The sequence below is a fragment of the Nocardiopsis sp. M1B1 genome, from assembly GCF_052466615.1.
In genome coordinates this window covers 3,780,410-3,804,291 of record NZ_CP196194.1, presented here as the reverse complement: position 1 = coordinate 3,804,291, position 23,882 = coordinate 3,780,410, and the positions used below count along the sequence as shown (strand labels likewise).

Below are 23,882 nucleotides of genomic sequence, written 5' to 3'. Positions count from 1 at the left end.
CCGGGGGCAATTCCGGGAAGGGCCTCTCCTGTGTGGGGTTGGTCAGTCGGCGGACGGCTCCCGGCCGGTCCGCGCCGTGCCCGCGGTGCCGACCGTGCTCGTCGGCTCCGTCAGGGCCCCGGCTCTCGGGGCCTGTGCGAGCTCGTCGGTTCCCTCGGCCTTCGCGGCCTCCGCGGCCGGTTCGGGCAGGTCCAGGCTGTCCCGCAGCTGGACCCGGGGCAGGAACACCGCCAGCACCAGGCCGACGAGGGCGATGCCCGTGGCGAGCAGGAACAGGTCGCCGGTGGACGTGCCGTAGGCGCCCTCGACGATCTCGCGCAGGAACGGCGGCATGGCGTCCAGGTTCAGGGTGCCGGCGTCCCCGCCTCCGGCGGTGGCGCTCACCCCGGACTCGGACAGGCCGTCGGAGATGTTCGTGGAGACGCGGTTGGCCAGGAAGGCTCCCAGCACGGACACGCCCATGGTGCCGCCCAGGGTGCGGAAGAAGGCGACTGTGCCGCTGGCCGCGCCGATCTCGCGCAGCGGGACGGAGTTCTGCACCACCAGGACCAGGTTCTGCATGGACATGCCGACCCCCAGCCCCATCAGCACCATGCCCCCGCACACGATGAGCAGCGGCGTGGTCGCGTCGATGGTGGCCAGCACCAGGAAGCCCAGGGTCAGCGTGACCATGCCGGTGACCACGTAGGACTTGACCCGCCCCGAACGCGAGACCATGCGCCCGGACACGGTCGAGGAGATCATCGTCCCCAGCATGAGCGGGGCGGTCAGCAGACCGGCCTCGGTGGGGGAGTAGCCGCGCGCCAGCTGGAAGTACTGGCCCAGGAAGACCGCGCCGCCGAACATCGCCATGCCGACCGCGGAGCTGGCCAGGATGGCGATGGCCGTCTCGCGCCGCATGACCAGGTGCAGGGGCACGACCGGCTCCGACACGCGCGCCTCCACCCACACGGCCAGGCCGAGCAGCAGCAGGCTTCCGGCGACCATGGCCCCGGACTGCCAGGAGATCCACGCGAAGTCGTTGCCCACGAAGGTGACCCACAGCAGCAGGAGGCTGACGCCCGCCGCGATCAGCGCGGCGCCCGCGTAGTCCACCTTCGTGTCGGGGCGGCGCACGTCCACCAGCTTGAGCGTGCGGCTCAGCGCCACCAGGGCCACCAGCATGAACGGCACGCCGATGAGGAAGCACCAGCGCCAGCCCAGGCCCGGCAGGTCGGCCAGCAGGCCGCCGATCAGCGGACCGCCGACGGTGGCCACGGCCATCACCGCGCCGATGTAGCCGTTGAGGGTGCCGCGCTGCTTGGGGCTGACCATCGCGGCGATGATCACCTGGACCAGGACCTGCGAGGCGCCCATGCCCAGACCCTGCACGGCCCGGAAGGCGATGAGCTGGCCGGTGGTCTGCGCGAAACCGCACAGCAGCGACGAGACGATGAACAGCACGATCGAGAGCTGGAGCAGCTTCTTCTTGTCGAAGAGGTCGGCCAGCTTGCCCCAGACCGGAGTGGAGGCGGTGGAGGCCAGCAGGGTCGCGGTCACCACCCACGTGTACTGCGACTGACTGCCGTCCAGCGCCCCGACGATCTGGGGGAGGGCGACCGACACGATCGTGCTGCTGAGCATCGTCACGCCCAGCACTATGAGCAGGCCGCTCAGGGAGCGCAGGATCGAGGGTTGCCCGGTGTCGGATAAGGGACGGGAAGTGCGCACGGATGGACCTCTGAGGGAAGGAGACGGGGCGGCGCGGGAGGCCGCTGGACTACTGGGTTGCCGTGGGTGGCCAAAAATGTGCAGAAGAGGAATTTTTGCACCCACTGTAGAATATCACCGGGGTCACGGTCCGGGGGCTGGTCAAACGTGGGAAAGCCGACATCCGCTCCCGGGAATGCCCGCGCCGCCCGCCAGGGCACTCGGTTCCGTCCCGCTCCCTCGCTCCGCGGCGCGCCCGCTTCCGGCCTGCGGCCCGCGTCGCCCCTGGTCGGCACCTCGTCGCGCCCGTGTGCCGCGTCCTTCGAGCCGGTTCCCGCTGAGCGCCTGCCCCGAGGGCGGGCCCTCGGTGGCGGGGGAGGGGGCCGAAGGCAGGGCCGATCCGCGCGCATGGCGCTCCCTCGACGGGGCAGACTGCCGAGGTAATCCTCGAAAAACTGTCTTCTCGCAAAGCGAGATAGAAGGACGCGCATGACCTCCCTCCTCTTCGCCGCCTTCGCGCTGGCCCACCTGTGCCTGACCGTCTGGCTGGTCCGGCTGGCGCTCTCCCAACGTTCCCCGCACATCTGGCCGGCGGCGGCCGTGGCCGCCGGACTCGTCTACGACAACGGGATCGTGGCGCTGGGCTCCACCATCGGCGCCGGTGACCTCCTGCTCGCGCTGAACCTGCCGCGCTTCGTGGTGCACGCCCTGGTCACGCCGCTGCTGATCGTCTTCGCCGCCGGGGCGGCCCGCGACGCCGGGCTCGCCTGGGCCCGCACGCGCGCGGTGCGCGCCGGGTTCTGGCTGCTGACAATCGCGCTCATCGTCTACGGCGTCGTGACCGAACTCGTCGGGCTCACCCTGGTGCCCGGCCGCGAGGGCGACGCGCTGCGCTACTCGGCCGCCGAGTCGGCCCTGCCGGTCCCGGCCGTGGCGACCGTCGTCGTGCTGCTCGTGGTCGGTGCGGCGCTGCTGGTGCGGGCGCGCAGCGGGTGGATGCTGCTGGGCGCCGCGGTCATGTTCGCGGTCTCTGCCGTTCCCACGGCGCCGCTGGCGGTGGGGAACCTGGGAGAGGTGGCCCTCATCGCCGGGCTCGCCCTCACCGCGCGCCGGGCGGACGGAGCCCCCGTCAGGCCCTCGGCCGCATCCCGGTGAAGAGGGCTTCGAGAACCTGGTCGACGTAGGCGTGGGTCAGGGGCTCTCCGGCGATCAGCAACCGGTAGTACAGGGGGCCCGACAGGATCGCCATGCCCAGGCCGATGTCGTAGTCCCGCGCGATCTGCCCCCGCTCCCGGGCCGCGCTGAGGCGGGCGAACGTCCTCTCCGTCTGCGGGCGGATGAAGCGCTCGTTCAGACCGGCGGCGACCAGGGGGTCGTGCTGGGCCTCGCCCACCAGGGCCCGGTAGAGCGGGCCCCACGGAGGACTGGCCAGCAGGTCCGCCGCCGCGTGGATCTGCTGGCGCAGATCGGCCACGATGTCGCCGGTGTCGGGGTAGTCGAGCGCGGGCTCGTTGAGCGTCAGCAGCGAGTCGAGGAACAGCAGGCCCTTCGAGGGCCAGCGGCGGTAGACCGTGTGCTTGCCCACGCCGGCGCGGGCGGCGACCGCCTCGATGCTGAGCGCCGCGTACCCCGCCTCCTCGGCGAGGGCGAGCGTGGCCCGCATGATCGCCTTCGTGCGGGCCGCGGACCGCTCGGAGTTGCTGATGGCCATGGCAGGCATACTAACGACACGGCACGAGCCGTTCCGAAGTCCGCGGCTCCGCGGACCTCCACCGACCCCTACCCGACGCGACGCCGACGGCGCCGGACGCGAAGGCGCCGGACGCGGCGGTGCGGCCGTCCGGTGCGACCGGCCGCGCCCGACGGGGGCCGCGTGGTCATGCGGCGGGGATGGCGGTCCCGGTGAGCTGCTCGGAGACCCGCCAGACCCGCTCGGCCTCGTCGGCGCCGCGCAGCGGGGTGTAGAGCCGCTGCTCCGCGGGCTGGCCGCCGAGGTTGCCGGGGCCGCTGGGGCTGTAGAGCGCGCCGGGCTTGGCGGCCGGGTCGGTCGCGGCTAGGAGGGCGGGCAGCTTCGCGGTCTCGACGGTGCCGAGCAGGATGCCGCGGGCCGAGAGCGCGCGGATCAGCCGCACGCCCAGGGTGTCCCGGTCGCGGCCCAGTTCGGGGCGTGCGGCCAGGAGGCTGGTCGGGGCCACCCCGGGGTGGGAGAGGTTGCTGGTGATGCCCCAGCCGTGGGCCCTGCTGCGGCGTTCCAGTTCGAGGCCGAAGAGCCCGAACGCGATCTTGGACTGGCCGTAGGCGCGCATGCCGTCGTAGGAACGCTCCCAGTTCAGGTCGTCCCAGTTTACGGCTCCCCGCCTCGCGGCGACGCTGATCTGCGACGTGACGCGGGCGCGCCCCGCGCGCAGCAGCGGCAGGAGGTGGCCCACCAGGGCGAAGTGGCCGAGGTGGTTGGTGCCGAACTGGACCTCGAAACCGTCCGCCGTGGTCTGCCGGTCCGGCGGGGTCATCACGCCCGCGTTGTTGATGAGGATGTGGATCGGCAGGCCCTCCTCGCGGAGCGTGTCGCCGAGGGCCGCGACCGAGGCGAGCGAGGACAGGTCGAGGCTGCGCAGCGAGACCCGGGCGTCGGGCTGGTTCCGGCGGATCCGGGCGATGGCGTCCTCGCCCTTGCGCGGGTTGCGCACGGGCATGACCACCTCGGCGCCGGCGGCGGCCAGCCGCTGCGCCATGCCCAGGCCCATCCCGTCGCTGGCGCCGGTGACGAGCGCGCGCTTGCCGGTCAGGTCCGGCACGGTGATGTCGATGGTTCGACGTGGCATGGCTCTGCTCCCTCGTGTCCTCACGGACGCGCGTTCGGGCGGTCCCCGTTCCCTCCGTGCCCGGTGCACGGTGCGCGGGAACGATCCTCCGCCCGGAGCGGGGGCGTAACCACGGCCTCCCGATCCCAGGATCGGCGGGCTGCCCCTGGCGCCCCTTCCACCTCCTCGACCGTAAAGGGGGGATCGGCGGTCCGTGGTTACCGCCGCGCGCGCAAGGTAGACACGGAGCAGCACCACTGGGAAGAAGGAGTGCCGTGATCGATCGCACCGGGCTGGCCGAGTTCCTCCGCACCCGCCGGGAGGCGCTGCAACCCGAGGACGTCGGGCTGCCGCGCGGGCAGCGCCGCAGGACCAGCGGCCTGCGGCGCGAGGAGGTCGCCGCGCTGTGCCACATGTCGACCGACTACTACTCCCGGCTGGAGCGGGAGCGCGGACCGCGGCCGTCGGGCCAGATGCTCTCCTCCATCGCCCAGGGACTGCACCTGTCACTGGACGAGCGCGACCACCTGTTCCGCCTCGCCGGACACAACCCGCCCCCGCGCGGCACGGTCAGCGACCACGTCAGCCCCGGCCTGCAGCGGGTCCTCGACCGCCTGGACGACACGCCCGCCGAGATCACCACCGAACTCGGCGAGACCCTGCGCCAGTCCCCGATGGGCGTCGCGCTCACCGGCGACACGACCGTCTACACCGGGCCCGAACGCAGCGCGGGGTACCGGTGGTTCACCGATCCCGGCTCCCGGCGGATCTACGCGCCCGAGGAGCACCCGTTCCTCACCCGCATGTACGCCTCGGGGCTGCGCGAGCTCGTCACCCTGCGCGGACCCGACTCGCGGGCCGCCCACCTCGCCGACCTGCTCCTGGACCGGAGCGAGGAGTTCCGGCGGGTGTGGGAGGACCACGAGATCGGTGTGCGCCCCCACCACGTCAAGCGCTTCGTGCACCCCGAGGTCGGACCCCTGGAGCTGAACTGCCAGAGGCTGGTCGACCCCGGCCAGGCCCACTCACTGCTCGTCTACACCGCCGTCCCCGGCAGCGAGAGCCACGACAGGCTGCACCTGCTGTCGGTCATCGGGGCCCAGGCGCTGGGCTGAGCGGCCCGCCGCCACGCGTCCCCCGCCCGTCACGGGCCGGAGCCGGTGACCGGCTCCTGGTTGCCGGGGTTGTCGAAGGCCGCCAGGTAGTCCTGGATGCCGTGGGTGGAGGGCTCAACGACGCCTTCTCCGGGGCGCTGCGCGAGCGGCTGGACGAACGGCCCGACCTGACCGATCCGCGGGCGTACCTGGCCCCCGGCCGGGACGCGCTGGCGGCCGAGGCGCACGCCCTGCTCCGCCTCCTGCGCGCGGGTTGAGGGACTTTCCGCCGCGCCGCCGCGCGGTTTTACTTTCCTGTTAAGAGGTTGCAGCCCTGAACATTCTCACGGGCGTTTTCCCGTGCCGTGTTCTCCGGGGCCGGTGCGCAGGGACGCCCTCCTGATTTCCCGCTTTCCCGCGCCCCGTGGAACACCCGGAGGCCCGGCGTCCCGGCGTTCCCCGGGCGTCCCGGCGTTCCTGCGTTCCCCTGATTCCCCGGTTCCGGGCGTTCCCGCCCGGCCTGTTTGTGCCCGCCTTGACCTCGGGAAGGTTTTGTCGCGGTCTTTCTCGGTAGTGGGTCAAGCCAAGGGCATGGCAAGAGAAAACGGATAATGGCCGACGGCCAGGAGATCCATGAGTCAGGACAGCAAGGACGACGGCTCCCCTCCGCGCGGGGAACGACGCAAGACGATGATGCAGCGTCTGCGCGAGGCCCAGGAGCAGTTCGAGGAAGTGACCGGGCTGGAGGTCGAGGGCGTCTCCGGGTTCCAACGATCCGGAGACGGCTGGGACCTGACCCTCGAAGTACTCGAACTGCGCCGGGTTCCGGACACGGTGAGCCTGCTGGCCACGTATTCCGTGGAACTCGACGCCGACGGGGAGATCGAGGGATACAAGCGCGTCAAACGCTACACCCGCGGTCGCTCCGACGGCTGAGCCCGGCCGACCCCGGGCGGACGGGGCGCCTGCCCTCCACAACCTCACCGACGAAAGGAGCATGATTCCGATGACGGTGATGCAGCAGCAGTCATCCGGAGGCGGCCGCAGTTCCGGCAACCTCTACGAGGTCCTCGACCTCATCCTCGACAAGGGACTGGTGATCGACGTGTTCGCCAGGGTCTCCCTCGTGGGCATCGAACTCCTCACCGTCGACGTGCGCATCGTGGTCGCCAGCGTCGACACCTACCTGCGCTTCGCCGAGGCGTGCAACCGCCTCGACCTGACCAGCAGCGGCGGGGCCGGGCTCCCCGACCTGCTCGACAGCGGCATGGAGAAGGGCGCGCGCAGCAAGTCCAAGGGCGCGCTCTCCGGGGCGGCCGAGGCCATCTCCGAGTCCTTCTCCAAGGGGCAGTCCGACGAGCAGGAGAAGCAGCCCGCGCGCGCCCGCCGCCGCTCCTCCGCCAAGAAGGAGGGCGAGGAGTGAGCACCTACGTCTACGGGATCGTCCGCGACGACGAGTCCCTCGACGCCATGAGGCTGTCCGGTGTGGGCGAGGACGCGGCGCCGGTGCGCTTCGTGCGCGCCTACGGCGTGGCCGCCGCGGTCAGCGACGCACCCGAGGGCCTGCGCGCCAAGCGGCGCGACCTGACCGCGCACCAGAACGTCCTCCAGGACCTGGCCCTGGGCCACGGCGTCCTGCCCCTGCGCTTCGGCGCGGTGAGCGAGGACGACGACGCGGTCGCCGCCGAGCTGGCCCGCTTCGCCGACCACTACTCCGTCCTCCTGGACCAGCTCCAGGACCGGGTGGAGTTCAACGTCAAGGCCAGCCACAACGAGGAGGCGGCCCTGCGCGCCGTGCTGCGCGCCGACGAGGGGCTGCGGGCCCGCAACGAGGAGCTCAAGGCGGCCGGAGGCGGCACCCCCTCCGAGCGGATGGCCTTCGGTGAGCAAGTCTCCCACGCGGTGGAGGAGCTCAGGCGCCGCGACGCCGAGACCGTCCTGAAGCCCCTGGAAGGCCTGGCCGAGCGCGTGTCCGCCTGGCCCGCCGTGGACGGCGGCCTGGCCAACGCCTCCTTCCTCGTGCACCGGGACCGCACCGAGGGGTTCCTGCGCGAGGCGGCTCGGATCCAACAGGAGCTGGCCTCCTACATGGAGGTCCGCGTCAACGGACCCCTGCCGCCCTACAGCTTCGTGGCGTCACCCCAACAGTGACCCCGCCGGGCGGGGACACCGAACAGGAGTCAGGGGCATGGGCCTCCTCAGCATGATCCTCACCGCTCCCGCCGCGCCGGTCCGGTTCGTCGACTGGACGGCGCGCCAGGTCCTGGACGCGGCGGAGCGGGAGATGTACGACCCCTCACGCATCCGACAGCAGCTGGCGGAACTGTCCGAGCGCTTCGACGCCGGGGAGTTGTCCGAGAGCGAGTTCGACCAGGCGGAGGACGAGCTGCTGGACCGGCTGGAGGAAGCCGAGCGGTACCAACAAGGTCTTCGATAGACGATATTGAGGTGAGATCCCGTGGGGGACACCGCGAAAATCGTGGCCGCCGCAGTGGGCGGTTACGTGCTGGGCCGGAGGAAGAAGTTCAAACTGGCCCTGGGGCTGGGCCTCTACCTGGGGGCCAAGAAGCTCGACATCAAACCCGGACAGCTCGCCCAGGGGCTGCTCAAGGAGGTCTCCGCGCTCCCGGTGGTGGGTGAGCTCAAGGGCCAGTCCCGCGAGCAGCTGCTCAACGTCGGCAGGACCGCGGCGGGCAACATCGCCGGCAAGTGGGCGGGCGGCCTGGCCGACTCCCTCAACAGCCGCACCGAACGCCTGCGCGACGGAGCGGCCGGGGCCGCCTCCGGCTCCGACGAGGACGGGGCCGACGAGGACGGCGCCGCGCAGGGCGGGACCGACGAGGACGCGGACGAGCCCCGAGGCGACGGCGACGCCGAGGCCCGGCAGGAACCGGAGTCGAGCGAGGCCCCCGCCTCCGAACGCCGGACCGGGACCAAGGCCGCGAAGGCGTCCCGGAGCGCCGCCTCGGGCAGCACCACCCGGGCCAAGGGCACCGCCAAGCGCGCCTCGGGCGCCGCCAAGCCCGCCCGGCGCAAGCGCGCCTCGGGTACCGGCGGAAAGGGGGGCGACGATGGCCGCGACGACTGAGTCCCAGGGGCCGCTGGCCCGGCTGCGGTCGGCCGCCGACAGGAACGAGGGCACCTCCAAGCTCGCCGACGCCCTCCAGGACTACCTCAGCGCCAAGGCCACCAGCGTGGTCAACGGCGCGGCCCGCAGGCTCGGGGCCACGGTGGAGCGCCTCACCAGCGAGGGCGCCTCCGCCGCCCCCGTCGCGGCCGGGGTCGGCGGCAAGCTCGCCCAGGGCAAGAACCCGGTCAACGCCGTGGTCACCGGCGGGGCCAAGGGCCTGAAGGACAAGGCCAAGAAGGGCCTCAAGGACAAGGTCGGCCAGGGCCTGGGCACGGGTTCCTCCGGAGGGGGCGGCAAGCCCGCCAAGATGGTCAACATCGTCGAGGACGTCGACGTGGGCGTCCCGGTCCGCGTGGCCTACAACCAGTGGACCCGCTTCCCCGACTTCGGCTCCTTCGCCAAGGGCGTGCAGAGCGCGGAGCGCACCGGGGACACCTCCTCCCACTGGAGGGGCAAGGTCTTCTGGTCCAGCCGCAGCTGGAGCGCCGAGGTCACCGAGCAGGTCCAGGACCAGCGGATCGCCTGGTCGACCGAGGCCGCCAAGGGCACCATGAAGGGCGTCGTGACCTTCCACCCCCTAGGGGAGAACCTCACCCGCGTCCTGCTGGTGGTGGAGTACTACCCCAAGGGCCTCTTCGAGCGCACGGGCAACATCTGGCGGGCCCAGGGCAGGCGCCTGCGCCTGGACCTCAAGCACTACCGGCGCCAGGTCATGATGCTGCCCCGGGACGAGGCGGCCGAACTCCGCGGCTGGCGCGGAGAGGTCCGCGAGGGCGAGGTCGTCCTCTCCCACGAGGACGCCGTCGCCCTGGAGGAGGCGGACCTCACCGAGGAGCAGTGGGCCGAGCTGGAGGAGCTGGACCCCGACGAGCGGGCCGAACTCGCCGACCTGGACCCCGGGGAGCGGGAGGAGCTCGCCGACCTCGGCGACGGGAGCGGGGACGCCTCCGACGACGGGCCCGAGGAGCGGGACTCCGACGACGACGAGCCCGAGGACGGGTTCGAGGAGGAGCCCGAGGACGAGGGGCCCGAGGCCGAGGACGACGAGGAACTTGAGGAAGAGCCCGAGGACGACGAGGGCGAAGAGGAAGAAGAGGAGGAGTTCCCCGATGACGAGGCTGAGGGCCAGGACGCTGATGAGGCGGACGAGCAGGACCTGGAAGCAGAGGAGGACGAGTACCCCGACGAGGAGGAGCGGCCCGCGGCCGAGCGCTCCTGAGCCGGGGGCCGCCTCCGCACCGGGGGCCGCCACCGCGACGGCGGTACGCGCGTGACCCGTGGCCGTGACGGCTCCGCGGGACCGGGAGGGAACTGGTACGCATGAGTGAACCCACGCCCTGGCGGGGCGAGCCGAGGCCGATCCGCTCCTCGGGCGGATCCTCCTCCGCCAACCTCGCCGACGTGCTCGAACGCGTTCTCGACAAGGGTGTCGTGATCGCGGGCGACATCAAGATCAACCTGCTGGACATTGAACTCCTCACGGTCAAGCTCCGGCTCCTCGTCGCCTCGGTGGACAAGGCCAAGGAGATGGGCATCGACTGGTGGGAGCACGACCCCGCCCTGTCCTCCCGCGCCTCCCGGCGCGAGGACGACGAGCTGGCCGAGGAGAACAGGCGCCTGCGCGAGCGCATCGAGGCCCTGGAGGAGCACCGCACCGCGCAGGTCACCGCGGCCGAGGCGGACCCCCTCGCCGAGGAGGGGACCGAGACCCCGGCCGAGGAGGGCTCCGGCGCCCGGCGCGCGTCCGAGCGGACCCGGGAGGAGGGCGACCATGGAACGGCCTGAGCAGGCGAGCTACGTCTACGCGGTGTGCCGCCCCTTCGGCCTGGCGTCCACCGACGGCCTGAGGGGCGTGGGCGGACACCCCGTCCACCTCGTCGTCGAGGGTGACCTGGCCGCCGCGGTCAGCACCGTCCCCCTGGACGAGTTCGACGAGCAGGCGCTCCACGCCAAGCTGGAGGACCTGCGCTGGCTGGAGGAGGTGGCCCGCGCCCACCACGGCGTCGTGGACGCGGTGGCGCTGCGGTCCGTGGCCCTGCCGCTGCGGCTGGCCACCGTCTACCGCGGGGACGAACGGGTCCGCCGGGTCCTGCGCGAGAACGCGCGAGCCTTCGCGGCGACCCTGGACGAACTCGTGGACCGGGTCGAGGTCGGCGTGAAGGTCTACGCCGAGGCGGGCGTGCGCACCGCCGAGCAACCCGAGCCGCGGGCCCCCGCCGACGAGAGCCCGGGCAAGGCCTACCTGCGCAGGCGCAGGCAGCAGCGCGACCGCCGCGACGACACCTGGCAGCGGGCCTCCGCGCTGTGCGAGCGGGCCGACGAGGTCCTGGCCGCGATGGCCCGGGCGCGCGCCCAGCACCAGACGCAGAACGCCGCGCTGTCCGAGGCCCCCGGCGAGAACGTCATGAACAACGCCTACCTCGTGGACGGGGACCGGGTGACGGGGTTCCTCGCGGCGGTGGACGAGCTGAACTCCCGCGCGCCCGAGGGCACCAGGATCGAGGCGTCCGGGCCGTGGGCCCCCTACTCCTTCTCCTCCCCCCGAGCTGTGGAGGCGGGCGCATGAGCACGGTGAACGGAACCGGCCCCGCCGGGGACGGCCCGCCCGGCACCGGCGGCTTCCCCGGCCAGGCCCACTCCCTGACCACGATGCTGGACGAGGACCACCCCCTGGCCAACCGGGAGATCTCCCTGGTCGACCTGCTCGACCGGGTCCTGGCCAAGGGGGTGGTGGTCTCGGGGGACCTGACCGTCTCCATCGCCGACGTGGACCTGGTCCGGGTCTCCCTGCACGCCCTGGTGTCGTCGATCAACGAGAACGTGCCCTCGCCCTGGGAGCACGGTCACCCCCTGAGCGGATGGATCCGGCAGGAGTGAGGACCGGCCCCGGAGGGAGGGGGAAGGAGACGGTATGCCAGAGGTGAACGGGAACCCGCTCCGCGCGGCGCGGGGCCCCGAGGGGCCCGTGCGCGTGGCCGACGCCGACACGGTTCCGGGAGGCGGGAACGACATCCTGGGACGGCTCCAGGACGCCCTGGACGAGACGGCGGACCCGGACCGGTCCCGCGAGGGGGCTCCGGAGTCCGAGATGCGGGGACTGCGCCACCGGATCGAGACCGAGCCCGACACGGTCGAGCGCGACCTGATCAAGCTGGTGCTCACCGTGGTGGAGCTGGTGCGCCAGCTCATGGAGCGCCAGGCCCTGCGGCGCGTGGACCAGGGCGACCTCACCGAGGACCAGGAGGAGCGCATCGGCATGACGCTGATGCTGCTGGAGGAGCGCATGACCGAGCTGCGCGAGCGCTACGGGCTCTCCGCCGCCGACCTCAACCTGGACCTGGGCCCGCTGGGGTCCCTGCTGCCCAAGAACGGGGATTAGGCGAAGGTGCCCCCGGTGCCCGTCTCAGGGGGAGGGCCCTGACAGAGGACGGGCGCCGGGGGGAGGGGTCGGCGGGGCCTCGCGCGGCCTCGGCCGCCGGGCGGGAGTGGAGTGGCCCGGGGCTACTTTCCACCGACTCCCATCATGCCGCGCACCAGGGAGCGGCGCGCGAAGAGGTAGACGAGGAAGAGCGGCAGGGTCGCCAGCACGACCGCGGCCAGCATGCCGGGCACGTCCACGCGGTACTCGCCCTGGAACTCGAACAGGCCCATGGTGATCAGCCGGTTGTCCGACGACTGGGTGAGGATCAGTGGGAACAGGAACCCGTTCCAGGCCTGGAGCGCGGCGTACACGCCGATGGTGCTCAGCCCCGACCGCGACATCGGCACCACCAGCTGGAGGAAGGTGCGCACCGGGCCCGCACCGTCCAGGGCCATGGCCTCGTACAGCTCCTCGGAGATGTCGCGCATCGACCCCACCAGGATCAGCACGCACACCGGTAGCGCGAACGCCGCCGTGGGCAGCACGATCGCGGTCAGGGTGTCGTACAGCCCCAGTTCGATGATGATCAGGTACACCGGGATGATCACCGCCTGGGACGGGATCGCCAGCCCCAGCAGGAACATCCGGAACACCCCCGTGGTCCACCGGGTGCGCGAGCGCACCACGGCGAACCCGGTCATGGAGGCGAGCACCAGCACGATCGCCACCACCGCGACGGTGACGATCGCGGTGTTGAGCACGAAGCCCAGCACCCCGTTCTCGACCGCCTTGACGTAGTTGTCCAGGGTCGGGTCCGTGGGCGGGGTGAGCGGCCCGGCGGAGGTGTAGTTCTCGGAGCGCTGCACCGTGGCCACGAGCAGCGCGTACAGCGGCACCCCCACGACGGCCAGCCACACCAGGGCGCCCAGCCCGGCCAGGACGTTGGGTCGTCGGCGGCCCGGCCGCCGCCGCGGGAGGGCGGGGCGGCCGCCGCCGGGGAGCCGCCGTGCGGCGGGCCTCTCTGCGAGACGGATGGTCACATGCCCTCCCGGGTGCTGCGCATGTCGCCGAAACCGGTGAAGCGGACCAGGAGCAGGGCGATCAGCGTCGCCGTCACCACCAGGGTGAACGCGACGGCGCTGGCGTAGCCCAGTTCCCAGCTCTGGAAACCGGCCTGGTACATCAGGTACGGGACGATCGTGGTGTTGGTGCCGGGCCCGCCCCCGGTCATGATGAGCACGGTGTCGAAGTAGGTCAGCGCGCCCACCACCATCAGCACCGACGACGTGGTGACGGTGTGCCTGAGCTGGGGCAGCGTGATGTACCAGAACGCCCGCAGCCTTCCCGCCCCGTCGATCTCGGCCGCCTGGTACAGCGTCGCCGGGATCTGGCGAGCGCCGCCCTGGTAGAGCAGCATGTGCAGCGGGATGAACTGCCAGGCGCTGACGAACACGATCACCAGGAACGCGCTGTCGGAACCGCCCAGCACGTCCACCGACGACAGTCCCAGGCGGGGCCCCAGCCAGGCCAGCGGGCCGAAGTTGGGGTCCAGCAGGGCCCGCCAGACGAGGGCGATCGCCGCCGAGGACAGCAGCAGCGGCAGGAAGAAGACGGCGGAGAGCACCGCGCGGTTGCGCTGTTGACCGGCGGCCCAGACTCCCAACAGCAGGCTGATGGGGGTCTGGACGATCCAGGAGAGCGCGGTCAGCAGCACGCTCAGCCACACGGCGTTGTGCATCAGCGGGTCGCCCGCCAGGCGCGACCAGTTCTCCAGGCCGATGAAGCGGGGCGAGCCCAGCCCGCCCCAGGAGGTCAGGGACAGGTAGGCCACCAGCACCATCGGCAGGGCGGCGAAGAGCCCGAAGTACAGCAGGCCGGGCACCGCCCACAGCGGGCCGGGCCGCCCCGTGCGGGGGGCGGCGCCCCGCGCGGCGGCTCCGCCGCGCGGGAGGCCGGGCCGGGGGCCGGGGGAGGCGGGGCCGCCCGCCCCGGCGCCCGTGGCCGCCGGGTCGCCGGTCATGGTGGCACCGGTCGCCTGGCTGTCGGTGCGGCCGGTCACAGGGCCGCCAGCGCGTCGACGAACTGCTCGGGCGTGCTCTCACCGTTGAACAGCGACTCGATCTCGGTGACCATCGGCGTGGCCACCTCCGGGGGCAGCGCCTGGTCCCACGAGAGCTGGAAGTGCGGCGCGTCGCGCACCATCTCGTACTGGAAGGTGGCGAAGTCCGGGCTGGGGCTGTCGGCGACGACCTCCTCGGCGTTGGTGGTGGTGGGCACCTCGCCGTTCTCCACCATGTCGGCGACGTACTCCTCCTGGGACATGTACGTCAGGAACTCCATCGCCTGGTCCGTGTACTCGGTCTCGGCGGAGACCGAGAAGTAGTTGGTCGGGTTGCCGACCACGTTGGCGGGGTCGCCCTCCCCGCCCCCGATCGGCGGGAAGGCCACGTACCCCAGGTCGTTCGTCGCGAACTCCTCGTTCTGGTCCAGGATGGTGGAGTACTCCCACGAGCCCATCAGGTGCATGGCGGCCCGGCCCTCGGACAGCAGCGCGGAGGCCGCTCCCTCGGTGTAGCTGACCGAGGCGTAGGAGTCGCCGAACGCGCCCTGGTCCACCAGTTCCCGGACCATCTGGGCGGCCTCCAGCACGGCGGGGTCGCGCCAGCCCTCGGAGTCGCCCTCCACGATGCGCGCGAACACCTCCGGCCCGCCGATGCGGTCCACGAGGTACTGGAGCCACATCTGCTCGGTCCAGGGGTCGGCCCCGGCCAGGGCGAAGGGGGTGACGCCCTCCTCGGTGAAGGTGTCGACCAGGTCCAGGATGTCCTGCCAGGTCTCGGGGGGCTCCGCTCCGGCCTCCTCGAACACCGTCTCGTTGTAGAAGAGGATGACCGGCTGGGTGCCGCGCAGGGGGATGCCGTACTGCACGCCGTCGACCTTGCCCGCCTCCAGGATGGAGGGGATGAAGGAGTCGGCGAACTCGGGGTTCTCGGCGAGCATGTCGTCCAGGGGGACGAGCATGTCCTGCTCGACGTAGGGCTCGATGCTGCCGCCGCCCCAGTTGAAGAACACGTCGGGCTTCTCGCTGGAGCCCATCGCCGTGCGCAGGCGCTCCTCGTAACTGTCCCCGGGGACCTCGTCGATGACCGCCTCGGTCTCGGAGGCTCCGTTGAACCTCTCGACGGCGCCCTCCTGCACCACGACCAGGGTGTCCTGGTACATCCACACGTGCATGCGGTCGTCTCCGCCGCCGCCACCGGAACAGGCGGTGACGGCGAGCAGGCAGAGCGCCGTCGCTCCGGCGGCGGAGCCCAGGCGGGGGGTTCTCATGGCCACTCCTCTTTCGAAACTATCGGTAAGTATTTCGAAATATTTGCGCCCGAATGTACGCGGCGTCACCCCGAGCGTCAATAGGAGGATGAGAGCTGGGTCACCCGTGGCCGCGCGGAGTTGCCATGACCGCGTAGGATCAGGCGTCGTGAGCGCAGACCCGACCCCCGACTCCGCCCGAAACACCCTTTCGGAGCCGGTCACCATCTCGAAAATTGCGGAAGCCGCAGGCGTATCGGTGCCGACGGTCTCGAAGGTGCTGAACGGACGCGCCGACGTGGCCAGCGAGACCCGCGCACGCGTGGAGGAGCTGATTCGCCGCCACGGCTACCGGCGACGCCGGGGTCCGGGCGGAGGCCGTTCCTCCATGGTCGACCTGGTCTTCCACGAACTCGACAGCGCCTGGGCGGTCGAGGTCATCCGGGGCGTGGAGAGCGTGGCGCGCTCGGAGGGGCTCAGCGTCGTACTGACCGAGTCCGGGGGCGCCCAGACCCCCCGCGACGACTGGGTCGACGCCGTGCTCGCCCGCCAGTCCACCGCCGTCATCCTGGTCTTCTCCGACCTGGCGCCCGAACAGCGCACCCGCCTGACCGCGCGCGGCATCCCCTTCGTCGTGGTGGACCCGGCGGGGGACCCGGGACCGGACATGCCCTCGGTGGGCTCGGCCAACTGGAACGGCGGCCTGGTCGCCACCCGCCACCTCATCGAGCTCGGCCACCGGCGCATCGGCGTCATCGGCGGGCCCCGGCACGTGCTGTGCAGCAAGGCCCGCATCGACGGCTACGCCTCCGCGCTGGACTCGGCCGGGCTGACGGCCGACCCCGCGCTCGTGCGCTACGGCGACTTCCACGTGGAGAGCGGGCGCGACCGGGGCCGGGAGCTGCTCCGGCTGGACGACCCGCCCACGGCCGTCTTCGCGGGCAACGACCTCCAGGCCATGGGCCTGTACGAGGCCGCCCGCGAGCTGGGCGTGCGCATCCCCGAGGACCTGAGCGTGGTCGGCTACGACGACCTGCCGGTGGCCCGCTGGATGGGGCCGCCGCTGACCACCGTGCGCCAGCCGCTCACCGAGATGGCCGAGGAGGCGACCCGGATGGCGCTCACCCTGGCGCGCGGCGGCACCCCCGCCAACCTGCGCCTGGACCTGGCCACCGACCTGGTGGTCAGACGCAGCAGCGCCCCGCCGCCCGCCTCCTGAGCGCGGCGCTCGGCGGGGCCGCGGTCGGTTCTACGCGAGGAGTTTGTACAGTCCGGCCCCGGCGGGGCCGTGGGGCAGGACCCGCAGGCGGTGGGGCTCGGTCTCGGCGCGCAGCGCGTCCTCGGTGAGCGTCCACCAGTCGTAGTGGACCTCGTCACGGGCCAGGACCCGGTCCCGCTCGTGGACCTCGTAGGTCATGTGCCACTCGACCTGTTCGGGTCCGCTGGGTTCGGCGGCGGCCCAGCCGACGTAGGATCGGGCGCCGACGCTGACCTCGCTCATCCGCGCCCGCTCCACGTGTTCGGGCCGCAGCGGGGCGGCGAGGTTGAGCAGGACGAAGGCCCCCGGGGCCAGTCGCGGAGCCAGGTCCTCCCACAGGCGGTCGCGCTCGTGGGGGCTGAAGTGGCCGATGAGGTTGGCCATCACCATGCCGCCGATCCGGTCGGGCAGGTGGGCCGAGAGCAGGTCGTCACCGTCCACGGTCACCCTCTCCCGCAGACCGGGGTCGTCGGCGATCCGGGAGAGCAGCACCGTCCGCAGCAGGAGGGAGGGCTCCACGGCCAGGACGCGGGCCGTGGGCAGGGCCGCGGCGATGAGCCGGGTTCCGTGGCCGCCGCCCGCACCCGCGTCCACGACGGGGCCGGAATCCCCGGGCAGGGAGGCCAGTGCCTCGGTCAGGACCTCCCGGTGGTGTTCCCACCATCCGGCGATCATCAGGTCCAGGTACTGCCCGGAGCGGGCGTAGGGATCGTCGTACTCAGGCATGGGGTGCCTCCTCGTCGTGGTGGGTCAAGGAAATGATAATCATTGCCGAGCCCTAGTAGTCCCCGCCGCTGCGGCGGAAATGAAAAGCACAATCATTTCTCCGGGGCCCGGTGTGAAATTCCTATGGGAGGCGGATAAATTCTCCGTGCACCGCCCCGGCTGCGCTTGATGCGCGATCGTTGATCGAATAGTCCTGGATGTGTTCCCGCTTTTTCCGCCGGTCGTTTTCGAGGGGGAGAGATGGCCACACAGCATTCCGTCCACGAGGGGCACGCGCACGAGCACGGTCATGGCTGCGGGCACGTGGCCGTGCCGCACCAGGGCCACGTGGACTACGTCCACGAGGGTCACCTGCACCATGAGCACGAGGGTCACTGGGACGAGTGCTCCGCGCGGGGCCACACCGTCCACGAGGGGCACGCGCACGAGCACGGTCACGGCTGCGGGCACGTGGCCGTGCCGCACGAGGACCACGTGGACTACGTCCACGACGGTCACCTGCACCGCGAGCACGACGGTCACTGGGACGAGCACTCCTGACCGCGACGGCCCGTCCGGGGGGTTCCCGGACGGGTTCGGCGGGTCCTCAGGACCTGTGCGTCGGAGTGTTGGACGGGTAGGGCAGCAGGGCCATCTCGCGCGCGTTCTTGACCGCCGCCGCGATCAGCCGCTGCTGGCGTGCGGTCACCCGCGTGACCCTGCGACTGCGGATCTTCCCCTTCTCGGAGATGAACTTGCGCAGAAGAGTGGTGTCCTTGTAGTCGATGTAGTCCATATCTCCCAGCGGATTGGCGAAACTCCGCGTGGGCTTGCGCTTACCCGGGCGGTGTGCTGAAGAGGGCATGTTCACCTTTCTGAGATTCGCATTCCCGAGGGTGCACGGTCCGTGCGCGCCCTCTCTGCCGGGCCGCGGGTACGCGTCCTCCTCCTCTCCACCGCCGCCCGTGGTGACTGAAAACGATTATCGTTCCCAAAATCCTACACGCTCCCGGACCTCGGAGCCCCCGGGGGCGTGTGCGAGGATGGCCCCGGATTTCGGGAGGGGCGATGACGCTGATCACCACGGACGACGGGCTTGGCATCGAGTACACCGAACACGGTGACTCCCGGGGGCGCCCGGTCGTCCTCTTGGCCGGGTTCAAGGCCCCCGCGACCTCCTGGTGCCACCAGGTCCCCGCGCTCACGGACGCCGGATACCGGGTCCTCGCCGTGGACCTGCCCGGCCACGGCGCCGCGGGACCCCTGCCCCCGGGCATGACCATGGACCGGCGCGGCGACTGCGTCCACGCCCTCCTGGAGCGGCTGGACCTGGAGGGCGTCGTGCTCGTCGGCGGCTCGATGGGAGCCAACACCGTCTGGGCGTACACCTCCAAGCACGGCACCGGTCGCCTGTCGGGCGCGGTGTCGGTGGACCAGACGCCGAAGATGCTCAACACCGCGGACTGGCCCTACGGCTTCTACGGCTACGACGAGGGCAACGCCGACACCTACTTCGCCGACGGCATCCCCGCCACCGGCCACGGCACGCCCCTGTGGCGGCGCGGCGTGCGCCTGCTCAGGACGCTGCGCGCGATGCGCGGCACCGACCGCGAGCTCACCCCGGCTGAGCTGGAACTGCTGGGCGACCACGCCCGGCGCGACTGGCGCGACGCGGTCGCCGGGCTGGACGTGTCCGCCCTGTTCGTGGCCGGGGCCGAGAGCGAGCTGTGGCCCGCCGAGCACGCCGCGGCCGCCGCCAAGCCCAACCCGCGCGCCGGTGCGGCCGTGGTGCGCGAGGCCGGGCACGCCGTGAACATGGAGCGGCCGGGCGCCTTCAACGCGGGGCTGCTGCGCTTCCTAGCCCGCGTCGAGGGCTTCTGACCGGCTCCGTCAAGGGGATCGGCGTAGAACATCCTGTAGCCGTTCGCCCCCGAGGGTTGAGCCCTTCGCGAAGCCGAACCACCCGCCCGTAGAGCGCACAGCGGCAGTGCGCCGTAGGGGGTTGGGGTGGAACGTCCTGTGGCCGTTCACCCCTGGGGGGTTGGCGTAGGGCGTGCCGGTGACGGCGACCAGGCACCCGTAGAGGTTGCGGGTTCCCCATCCGCCCCTGGGGGGTGGGTGGTCGTGGTGGGTTCTGACTCCAAGGTCCAGTGCTGGGGGCGGGGACCGACTGAGAGCAAGTTCGCCCAGCGAACTTGCCGAAGGAGATCCCTGCACGCCGGTCGTTCGAGGTGTCTGGTGGGCGTCACGAAGGGGTTCGGGAGGTCGCTGGTGGGAACGCCCACCGGGAATCTCCCTCAGCCATCCGTGAACGGGGGTATACGGTTCCGGCCAAGAGCGACCATGAAGCCCCGCGCGTGACCGCGCGTCGTAGGGGGTCCGCACGTTGTAGAGCGTTCCTGCGTCAGCAAGTTCAGGGGGGTTATCGGGTCTCCTGTCATGCTCAGCTCCAGGGGGTTGAAGGGGACTTCCAGCGGTCCCGAGCCCTGGGGGGTTGAAGGGGGACTTCCATCTGTCCCGAACCCCCACAGGAGGAGGACGAGCCCTGATGGGACGGGAACAAGCCCCCAACTGCGCCCTGCTCCCACCGCAGGGGCCGGAGGTGACAGCGGATTCCGGCGTGGTGGGATGTCGGTATGGCTCCGCGGTCGAAACCCCCTGAGAACGCGCACCCCCTGCCGTACTCGTTCCGTAGCACGTCCAGGCCCTCGAACTCGAACTCGAACTCGAACCCGAAAGCGAACCCGAGCCCCGGCCCGGATTCCGAGCCCGCACACGCGATGACCGCTGCCGAAGCGGTCTCCAGGATCGCCTCCGGCGGCGGCATCCACGCCTTCCTGATCCTCCTGATGCCCTTTTCGATCGCGGACGGCGTCACCCCCGGGTTCCTCCTCACCGTGCTCACGACTGCCTACGCCGTCCTTCTCACGGTCACCACGCTTCCCGGCCTGATCGCCTTCCTCCTGGAGCGCAGGCGCGCGTCCGGCAGCAGACGCGAGTCCAACCGCAGGTGCGCGTGCGAGCACGGGCGCGCGTCCGGCCGCAGGACCCCCACGCTCCGTGCCACGAAGGCCGCCCCCTCCGCGGTCGCGGCCCTGCTCTACGCCTGCCTCCCCGCGTCCATGATGATCACCGAGGGCCCCGACGCCTTCATCATCGCCATCTCCCTGTTCATCGGCCTGTTCGGCTACCTCGTCCACCGGGCCTGCCTGGCGGTCACCTTCTCCTCCGCCGCGGGAGCCGTCGTCCGCGTCGTGGCGCTGATCGCACCCCCGCTGTTGACCCTGGGCCTGGCGTCCGCTCTCCCCTGAACCGGCGGTGATCCCGACCGGCTCCCGGACCCGGTCACGGACGAGCCGCGGCGCCGATGCCGACACACTGGTAGGCGTCCACGAGGGAGAGAACCGCACCGGTCCCGCCGCGCGTCAGCGGCGGCCGACCGTGCGGTCCGGGTCGAAGGAGGGCGTGGTGAACGGTGGCGCGGGTGGTGCGGACGGCGCGGACAGCGCGAATGGCGCGGCTGGCGCGGGCGGTGCGGGTGCTTCCGGCCGGACGTACCGGAAGGCCGAGAAGCGGCGGTCACAGATCCTGTCGCGCGCGATCGAGGTGTTCGCCGAGCACGGGGTGGGCGCGTCGCTACGGGCGATCGGCGAGGCCATCGGGGTGTCCCACGCGGCGCTGCGCTACTACTTCGCCTCCCGCGACGAGCTCCTGGTGGAGGTCTACCGCGAACACGAGGCGACGGGGTGCGAGCCCTCGGATGCGGACACCGTCTCCGCGGTCGCGGTCATGGAGCGCAGCGCGGAGCGCAACCGCTCCATCCCCGGCCTGGTCGAGCTGTACGCGACACTGACCACGGACGCGTTGCAGGAGCAGCGGCACCCCGCGACGCGGGAGTTCGTCCGGGCACGGTTCCGGGCGCTGCGCGCCGACATCGCCGAGCGCGTCCGCGCCGGTCAGCGCTCCGGCGAGATCGCGGCCGACATCGACCCCGACGACGCGGCGGCCCTGGTGATCGCCGCGTCCGACGGGTTGCAGTTGCAGTGGCTGCTCGACCCGCGGGAAGTGGACGTCTACCGCTCGCTCCAGGTCCTGGAACGGCTGCTGCCCGGCGGGGGAGAGGGCGCCGGGACCGGGGCCGACAGGGCCGGGGACAGCGACGCCGGAGCCGACGGAACCGGAGCCGACGGAACCGGAGCCGACGGAACCGGAGCCGACGAGACCGGAACCGACACGACCGGGGGAGACCCGTCGGCCCAGACGCTGTAAACGCGCCCCGGGCGCCGGGACCGAGAGCGGCGGGACCGGTGGCGGGGCGTCGGCCCAAACCCCGTGAACGCGCCCCGGGCGCCGTCACCGCACGCGAACGGTGACGGCGCCCGGGGCCCTCCATGTCAGGCCCGTGCTGACTAGAGCGTCGGGCTGGCCGGGTCCCACCCCTGCGGAAGCGGAGCCACCGGCTCCACCACGGAGGTGATCTCCACCGGCGTTCCGCCGGCCGCCGCGTCGCGGATGCCCAGCAGCACGTCGAGCACGTGCGAGGCCACGGCCCCCGACGCCCGTTCGGTCCTGCCCGCGCGTACCGCGCGGACCAGGTCGACGACCCCGGCCCCGCGCCCGTACACGGGCCCCTCGGCGGGCATGGTGACCGGCTCTTCCCGGTCGTACCGCCACAGGGTGGTGTCCCCGCCGAACGTGTTGGGGTCGGGCAGGACGATCGTGCCCTCGGTGCCGTTGACCTCCACCATTCCCGCCCTGTGCAGCGCGTGCTGGAACGAGAACGTGGACTGGGCGGAGCGGCCCGGGCCGAACTCCACCAGCGCGGCGTGGTGCGTCGGCACCTGCACCTCGAACACCTGGCCCGCCCGGGGGCCGCTCGCGATCGTGCGGGTCGCGCGGCCGGTGGAGGCCACGGCCTGCACCCGGGTCGCGGCGCCGAAGACGTGCACGAGCGCGGTGACGTAGTACGGGCCCATGTCGAACAGGGGCCCCGCCCCGTGGGCGAAGAGGAAGTCCGGGTCCGGGTGCCAGGACTCGGGCCCGGGCACGTGGAACATCGTGGTCGCGGTCAGCGGCTCCCCGATGTCGCCGCGGGCGATCGCGCGCAGCGCGGTCTGCGTCCCCGCCCCCAGCACCGTGTCCGGCGCGCAGGCGACCCGCAGCCCCTCCTCCCCGGCCCTGGCCAGCAGCGCGGCGGCCGCGTCGTGGTCCAGGGCGATGGGCTTCTCACTCCACACGTGCTTGCCCGCGTCGAGGATCTGGTGCCCGACCTCGGTGTGCACGGCCGGGACGGTCAGGTTGACCACGACCTCGACATCCTCGCGCGCCAGCAGCTCCGCCACGGTCCCGGACGCCGGAACACCGTACGCGTCGGCCTGCGCGGCGGCGCGCGCCAGGTCCAGGTCCGCGATGAAGCGAACCTCGACGTCGGGGAACCGGGTCAGGTTCTCCAGGTACTGGGTCGAGATGTTGCCCGCGCCGATGACGCCGACCCCGGCAGCCCCGGCAGCCCCGGCGACCCCGCTGGCCCCGGCAGCCCCGGTCCCGGTGCGCGTCATCGGTCGTTCTCCCCGAGCCAGGCCAGCGACCGCGCGATGCCGTCGAACACGTCGCCCGCGTAGGCGTCGAACTCGACCACGCGGATCGCCCGCGGCGCGGCCTCCAGGACCGCGCGGACGTCGACCTCGCCCTCGCCCGCGGGCCGCTGCCGCGTCACGTCGCCGTCCAGGGTGCCGTCCTTGACGTGGATCAGCCGCACCCGGTCACCGAAGGCCCGCAGCAGCGCGGCGGCGTCGGCGCCGCCGACCCCCGCCCAGTAGGTGTCCACCTCCAGCACGACCCGCGGCTCCAGGTGCTCCACGAACACCTCCAGCGCGTGCCTGTCGCCGATGCGGGTGCTCAGCTCCCAGGCGTGGTTGTGGTAGCCGAACTCCAGGCCCCGCTCGGCGGCCAGCTCCGCCAGCCGGTTCACGCGCTCGGCCAGTCCGGCCACCTGGTCGGCGGTCTGCCACCGCTCGGCCGGGACCAGCGGGTCGATGACCGTCGCGATGCCCAGTTCGGCGGCGGCGTCGAAGACCGCCTCGGGGGTCTGGGCGTCGATCACGGGGGCGTGGCCGGAGGGCGCGGTGACGCCCGTCGCGGCGAACACGCGCCGGTACTCCTCGGTGTCCAGGTGGAACGCGTACGGCTCCACATGGGCGAACCCGATCTCGGCCAGGCGTGCCACGGCGCTCTCCAGGCCGTCGGCGAGTTCGTCACGGACCGAGTACAGCTGCACGGATGTTGTCGGCACGGGGGGCTCCTTCGTTCGCTCGGGCATCGCCCTGTCGCTCACATCGCGGCACGCCCCCGAGGGTGCGGGGCGGGGCCGCGCACCCAGATTCTTACATTGGAAGATTTTTGTCCAGGGTTTTTCCGGGCGCACGATCTGAGCCCACGATCGGGGTCCACGATCTGAGCGCACGCTCCAGGCCCACGATCGGGGAGCACGGTCCGGTTACACGATTGGCGCGCACGGTCCGGGCCCACGATCCGG

28 protein-coding genes are annotated in these 23,882 nt (G+C 72.0%); 18 read left to right on the top strand and 10 right to left on the bottom strand.

What is annotated here, in order from left to right; all coding sequences use genetic code 11:
- Nucleotides 1-42: 42 nt before the first annotated feature.
- Entirely contained in the window at nt 43-1,623 is a 1,581-nt protein-coding gene (locus ACSTA4_RS16590) for an MDR family MFS transporter (protein ID WP_444964198.1), read from the bottom strand.
- A 555-nt stretch (nt 1,624-2,178) separates the two neighbouring features.
- Between ACSTA4_RS16590 and ACSTA4_RS16585 the strand changes: the two genes are divergently transcribed.
- On the top strand, nt 2,179-2,844 hold the full coding sequence (locus ACSTA4_RS16585; RefSeq protein WP_444960057.1) for a hypothetical protein: 666 nt from the start codon (nt 2,179-2,181) through the stop codon (nt 2,842-2,844).
- Here the strand turns inward: ACSTA4_RS16585 and ACSTA4_RS16580 are convergent.
- Complete coding sequence (locus tag ACSTA4_RS16580; protein WP_444960056.1) at nt 2,819-3,400, bottom strand: TetR/AcrR family transcriptional regulator; 582 nt, start codon at nt 3,398-3,400, stop codon at nt 2,819-2,821. The two genes, ACSTA4_RS16585 and ACSTA4_RS16580, sit on opposite strands and share 26 nt — an antisense overlap.
- A gap of 166 nt (nt 3,401-3,566) precedes the next feature.
- The gene (locus ACSTA4_RS16575; protein WP_444960055.1) at nt 3,567-4,511 is read right to left on the bottom strand and encodes an SDR family oxidoreductase; all 945 of its coding nucleotides are present in this window, start codon (nt 4,509-4,511) and stop codon (nt 3,567-3,569) included.
- A gap of 254 nt (nt 4,512-4,765) precedes the next feature.
- On the opposite strand from ACSTA4_RS16575, the gene ACSTA4_RS16570 reads away from it, so the two are divergent.
- The 12 genes from ACSTA4_RS16570 to ACSTA4_RS16515 all read left to right on the top strand — a co-directional run bounded on the left by ACSTA4_RS16570 (nt 4,766) and on the right by ACSTA4_RS16515 (nt 12,093).
- A complete protein-coding gene (locus ACSTA4_RS16570) occupies nt 4,766-5,605 on the top strand; it encodes a helix-turn-helix transcriptional regulator (RefSeq protein ID WP_444960054.1) in 840 nt (279 codons plus the stop codon).
- Nucleotides 5,606-5,706: 101 nt separating this feature from the next.
- Nucleotides 5,707-5,862: a hypothetical protein gene (locus ACSTA4_RS16565; protein ID WP_444960053.1), complete on the top strand. Its 156-nt coding sequence runs from the start codon at nt 5,707-5,709 to the stop codon at nt 5,860-5,862.
- Nucleotides 5,863-6,217: 355 nt separating this feature from the next.
- On the top strand, nt 6,218-6,520 hold the full coding sequence (locus tag ACSTA4_RS16560; protein WP_248770712.1) for a gas vesicle protein GvpO: 303 nt from the start codon (nt 6,218-6,220) through the stop codon (nt 6,518-6,520).
- A 70-nt stretch (nt 6,521-6,590) separates the two neighbouring features.
- Nucleotides 6,591-7,007, top strand: coding sequence for a gas vesicle structural protein GvpA (locus tag ACSTA4_RS16555; RefSeq protein WP_212644141.1), 417 nt, complete (start codon nt 6,591-6,593; stop codon nt 7,005-7,007).
- Complete coding sequence (locus ACSTA4_RS16550) at nt 7,004-7,735, top strand: GvpL/GvpF family gas vesicle protein (RefSeq protein WP_444960052.1); 732 nt, start codon at nt 7,004-7,006, stop codon at nt 7,733-7,735. The genes ACSTA4_RS16555 and ACSTA4_RS16550 overlap by 4 nt, the downstream gene beginning before the upstream one ends.
- A gap of 37 nt (nt 7,736-7,772) precedes the next feature.
- Nucleotides 7,773-8,021 carry a gas vesicle protein GvpG gene (locus ACSTA4_RS16545; protein ID WP_444960051.1) on the top strand — a complete coding sequence of 83 codons (249 nt, stop codon included), beginning with the start codon at nt 7,773-7,775 and terminating at the stop codon, nt 8,019-8,021.
- A 21-nt stretch (nt 8,022-8,042) separates the two neighbouring features.
- On the top strand, nt 8,043-8,672 hold the full coding sequence (locus tag ACSTA4_RS16540) for a hypothetical protein (RefSeq protein ID WP_444960050.1): 630 nt from the start codon (nt 8,043-8,045) through the stop codon (nt 8,670-8,672).
- A complete protein-coding gene (locus tag ACSTA4_RS16535) occupies nt 8,656-9,933 on the top strand; it encodes an SRPBCC family protein (protein ID WP_444960049.1) in 1,278 nt (425 codons plus the stop codon). The genes ACSTA4_RS16540 and ACSTA4_RS16535 overlap by 17 nt, the downstream gene beginning before the upstream one ends.
- Before the next feature lie 101 nt (nt 9,934-10,034).
- Entirely contained in the window at nt 10,035-10,499 is a 465-nt protein-coding gene (locus ACSTA4_RS16530) for a gas vesicle protein (RefSeq protein WP_444960048.1), read from the top strand.
- Nucleotides 10,486-11,280, top strand: a complete 795-nt coding sequence (locus ACSTA4_RS16525; RefSeq protein WP_444960047.1) for a GvpL/GvpF family gas vesicle protein — start codon at nt 10,486-10,488, stop codon at nt 11,278-11,280. The genes ACSTA4_RS16530 and ACSTA4_RS16525 overlap by 14 nt, the downstream gene beginning before the upstream one ends.
- Nucleotides 11,277-11,591: a gas vesicle protein gene (locus ACSTA4_RS16520; protein WP_248770705.1), complete on the top strand. Its 315-nt coding sequence runs from the start codon at nt 11,277-11,279 to the stop codon at nt 11,589-11,591. The genes ACSTA4_RS16525 and ACSTA4_RS16520 overlap by 4 nt, the downstream gene beginning before the upstream one ends.
- 34 nt (nt 11,592-11,625) lie before the next feature.
- Nucleotides 11,626-12,093, top strand: a complete 468-nt coding sequence (locus tag ACSTA4_RS16515; RefSeq protein WP_444960046.1) for a gas vesicle protein K — start codon at nt 11,626-11,628, stop codon at nt 12,091-12,093.
- Nucleotides 12,094-12,215: 122 nt separating this feature from the next.
- On the opposite strand, the gene ACSTA4_RS16510 is transcribed toward ACSTA4_RS16515, so the two are convergent.
- From ACSTA4_RS16510 to ACSTA4_RS16500, 3 genes are read right to left on the bottom strand one after another with little or no spacing between them, the layout of a single operon-like run.
- A complete protein-coding gene (locus ACSTA4_RS16510; protein WP_444960045.1) occupies nt 12,216-13,115 on the bottom strand; it encodes a carbohydrate ABC transporter permease in 900 nt (299 codons plus the stop codon).
- Nucleotides 13,112-14,134, bottom strand: a complete 1,023-nt coding sequence (locus tag ACSTA4_RS16505; protein WP_444960044.1) for a carbohydrate ABC transporter permease — start codon at nt 14,132-14,134, stop codon at nt 13,112-13,114. Before ACSTA4_RS16505 ends, ACSTA4_RS16510 begins: the two co-directional genes overlap by 4 nt.
- Nucleotides 14,131-15,405: an ABC transporter substrate-binding protein gene (locus ACSTA4_RS16500; RefSeq protein WP_444960043.1), complete on the bottom strand. Its 1,275-nt coding sequence runs from the start codon at nt 15,403-15,405 to the stop codon at nt 14,131-14,133. The genes ACSTA4_RS16505 and ACSTA4_RS16500 overlap by 4 nt, the downstream gene beginning before the upstream one ends.
- Nucleotides 15,406-15,553: 148 nt before the next feature.
- On the opposite strand from ACSTA4_RS16500, the gene ACSTA4_RS16495 reads away from it, so the two are divergent.
- Complete coding sequence (locus tag ACSTA4_RS16495; RefSeq protein ID WP_308211664.1) at nt 15,554-16,603, top strand: LacI family DNA-binding transcriptional regulator; 1,050 nt, start codon at nt 15,554-15,556, stop codon at nt 16,601-16,603.
- Nucleotides 16,604-16,633: 30 nt separating this feature from the next.
- Here the strand turns inward: ACSTA4_RS16495 and ACSTA4_RS16490 are convergent, their stop codons facing one another.
- Nucleotides 16,634-17,368 carry a class I SAM-dependent methyltransferase gene (locus ACSTA4_RS16490; RefSeq protein WP_444960042.1) on the bottom strand — a complete coding sequence of 245 codons (735 nt, stop codon included), beginning with the start codon at nt 17,366-17,368 and terminating at the stop codon, nt 16,634-16,636.
- A gap of 240 nt (nt 17,369-17,608) precedes the next feature.
- On the opposite strand from ACSTA4_RS16490, the gene ACSTA4_RS16485 reads away from it, so the two are divergent.
- A complete protein-coding gene (locus ACSTA4_RS16485; RefSeq protein WP_444960041.1) occupies nt 17,609-17,908 on the top strand; it encodes a threonine dehydratase in 300 nt (99 codons plus the stop codon).
- 46 nt (nt 17,909-17,954) lie between these two features.
- Here ACSTA4_RS16485 and rpsR read toward each other — a convergent pair whose 3' ends face one another.
- Nucleotides 17,955-18,212 carry a 30S ribosomal protein S18 gene (rpsR, locus tag ACSTA4_RS16480; RefSeq protein ID WP_444960040.1) on the bottom strand — a complete coding sequence of 86 codons (258 nt, stop codon included), beginning with the start codon at nt 18,210-18,212 and terminating at the stop codon, nt 17,955-17,957.
- Between the two features lie 203 nt (nt 18,213-18,415).
- On the opposite strand from rpsR, the gene ACSTA4_RS16475 reads away from it, so the two are divergent.
- The 3 genes from ACSTA4_RS16475 to ACSTA4_RS16465 all read left to right on the top strand — a co-directional run bounded on the left by ACSTA4_RS16475 (nt 18,416) and on the right by ACSTA4_RS16465 (nt 21,616).
- Nucleotides 18,416-19,228 (top strand): alpha/beta fold hydrolase, encoded by an 813-nt coding sequence (locus ACSTA4_RS16475; RefSeq protein ID WP_444960039.1) that lies wholly within the window; start codon nt 18,416-18,418, stop codon nt 19,226-19,228.
- An 899-nt stretch (nt 19,229-20,127) separates the two neighbouring features.
- Nucleotides 20,128-20,658, top strand: a complete 531-nt coding sequence (locus tag ACSTA4_RS16470) for a hypothetical protein (RefSeq protein ID WP_444960038.1) — start codon at nt 20,128-20,130, stop codon at nt 20,656-20,658.
- A 157-nt stretch (nt 20,659-20,815) separates the two neighbouring features.
- A complete protein-coding gene (locus ACSTA4_RS16465) occupies nt 20,816-21,616 on the top strand; it encodes a TetR/AcrR family transcriptional regulator (protein WP_444960037.1) in 801 nt (266 codons plus the stop codon).
- Nucleotides 21,617-21,756: 140 nt separating this feature from the next.
- On the opposite strand, the gene ACSTA4_RS16460 is transcribed toward ACSTA4_RS16465, so the two are convergent.
- Both ACSTA4_RS16460 and ACSTA4_RS16455 read right to left on the bottom strand, forming a co-directional pair.
- On the bottom strand, nt 21,757-22,905 hold the full coding sequence (locus tag ACSTA4_RS16460; RefSeq protein ID WP_444960036.1) for a Gfo/Idh/MocA family protein: 1,149 nt from the start codon (nt 22,903-22,905) through the stop codon (nt 21,757-21,759).
- Nucleotides 22,902-23,639, bottom strand: a complete 738-nt coding sequence (locus ACSTA4_RS16455; protein ID WP_248770693.1) for a sugar phosphate isomerase/epimerase family protein — start codon at nt 23,637-23,639, stop codon at nt 22,902-22,904. The genes ACSTA4_RS16460 and ACSTA4_RS16455 overlap by 4 nt, the downstream gene beginning before the upstream one ends.
- Nucleotides 23,640-23,882: the final 243 nt, after the last annotated feature.

Bases quoted from the DNA above. Each gene is read 5' to 3' on its own strand.
- ACSTA4_RS16590 (WP_444964198.1), bottom strand. From the start codon at position 1,623: ATGCTCAGCAGCACGATCGTGTCGGTCGCCCTCCCCCAGATCGTCGGG.
- ACSTA4_RS16525 (WP_444960047.1), top strand. From the start codon at position 10,486: ATGGAACGGCCTGAGCAGGCGAGCTACGTCTACGCGGTGTGCCGCCCC.
- ACSTA4_RS16535 (WP_444960049.1), top strand. From the start codon at position 8,656: ATGGCCGCGACGACTGAGTCCCAGGGGCCGCTGGCCCGGCTGCGGTCG.
- ACSTA4_RS16585 (WP_444960057.1), top strand. From the start codon at position 2,179: ATGACCTCCCTCCTCTTCGCCGCCTTCGCGCTGGCCCACCTGTGCCTG.
- ACSTA4_RS16475 (WP_444960039.1), top strand. From the start codon at position 18,416: ATGACGCTGATCACCACGGACGACGGGCTTGGCATCGAGTACACCGAA.
- ACSTA4_RS16580 (WP_444960056.1), bottom strand. From the start codon at position 3,400: ATGGCCATCAGCAACTCCGAGCGGTCCGCGGCCCGCACGAAGGCGATC.
- ACSTA4_RS16575 (WP_444960055.1), bottom strand. From the start codon at position 4,511: ATGCCACGTCGAACCATCGACATCACCGTGCCGGACCTGACCGGCAAG.
- ACSTA4_RS16520 (WP_248770705.1), top strand. From the start codon at position 11,277: ATGAGCACGGTGAACGGAACCGGCCCCGCCGGGGACGGCCCGCCCGGC.
- ACSTA4_RS16530 (WP_444960048.1), top strand. From the start codon at position 10,035: ATGAGTGAACCCACGCCCTGGCGGGGCGAGCCGAGGCCGATCCGCTCC.
- ACSTA4_RS16560 (WP_248770712.1), top strand. From the start codon at position 6,218: ATGAGTCAGGACAGCAAGGACGACGGCTCCCCTCCGCGCGGGGAACGA.
- ACSTA4_RS16460 (WP_444960036.1), bottom strand. From the start codon at position 22,905: ATGACGCGCACCGGGACCGGGGCTGCCGGGGCCAGCGGGGTCGCCGGG.
- rpsR (WP_444960040.1), bottom strand. From the start codon at position 18,212: ATGCCCTCTTCAGCACACCGCCCGGGTAAGCGCAAGCCCACGCGGAGT.
- ACSTA4_RS16545 (WP_444960051.1), top strand. From the start codon at position 7,773: ATGGGCCTCCTCAGCATGATCCTCACCGCTCCCGCCGCGCCGGTCCGG.
- ACSTA4_RS16515 (WP_444960046.1), top strand. From the start codon at position 11,626: ATGCCAGAGGTGAACGGGAACCCGCTCCGCGCGGCGCGGGGCCCCGAG.
- ACSTA4_RS16490 (WP_444960042.1), bottom strand. From the start codon at position 17,368: ATGCCTGAGTACGACGATCCCTACGCCCGCTCCGGGCAGTACCTGGAC.
- ACSTA4_RS16485 (WP_444960041.1), top strand. From the start codon at position 17,609: ATGGCCACACAGCATTCCGTCCACGAGGGGCACGCGCACGAGCACGGT.
- ACSTA4_RS16470 (WP_444960038.1), top strand. From the start codon at position 20,128: ATGACCGCTGCCGAAGCGGTCTCCAGGATCGCCTCCGGCGGCGGCATC.
- ACSTA4_RS16500 (WP_444960043.1), bottom strand. From the start codon at position 15,405: ATGAGAACCCCCCGCCTGGGCTCCGCCGCCGGAGCGACGGCGCTCTGC.
- ACSTA4_RS16555 (WP_212644141.1), top strand. From the start codon at position 6,591: ATGACGGTGATGCAGCAGCAGTCATCCGGAGGCGGCCGCAGTTCCGGC.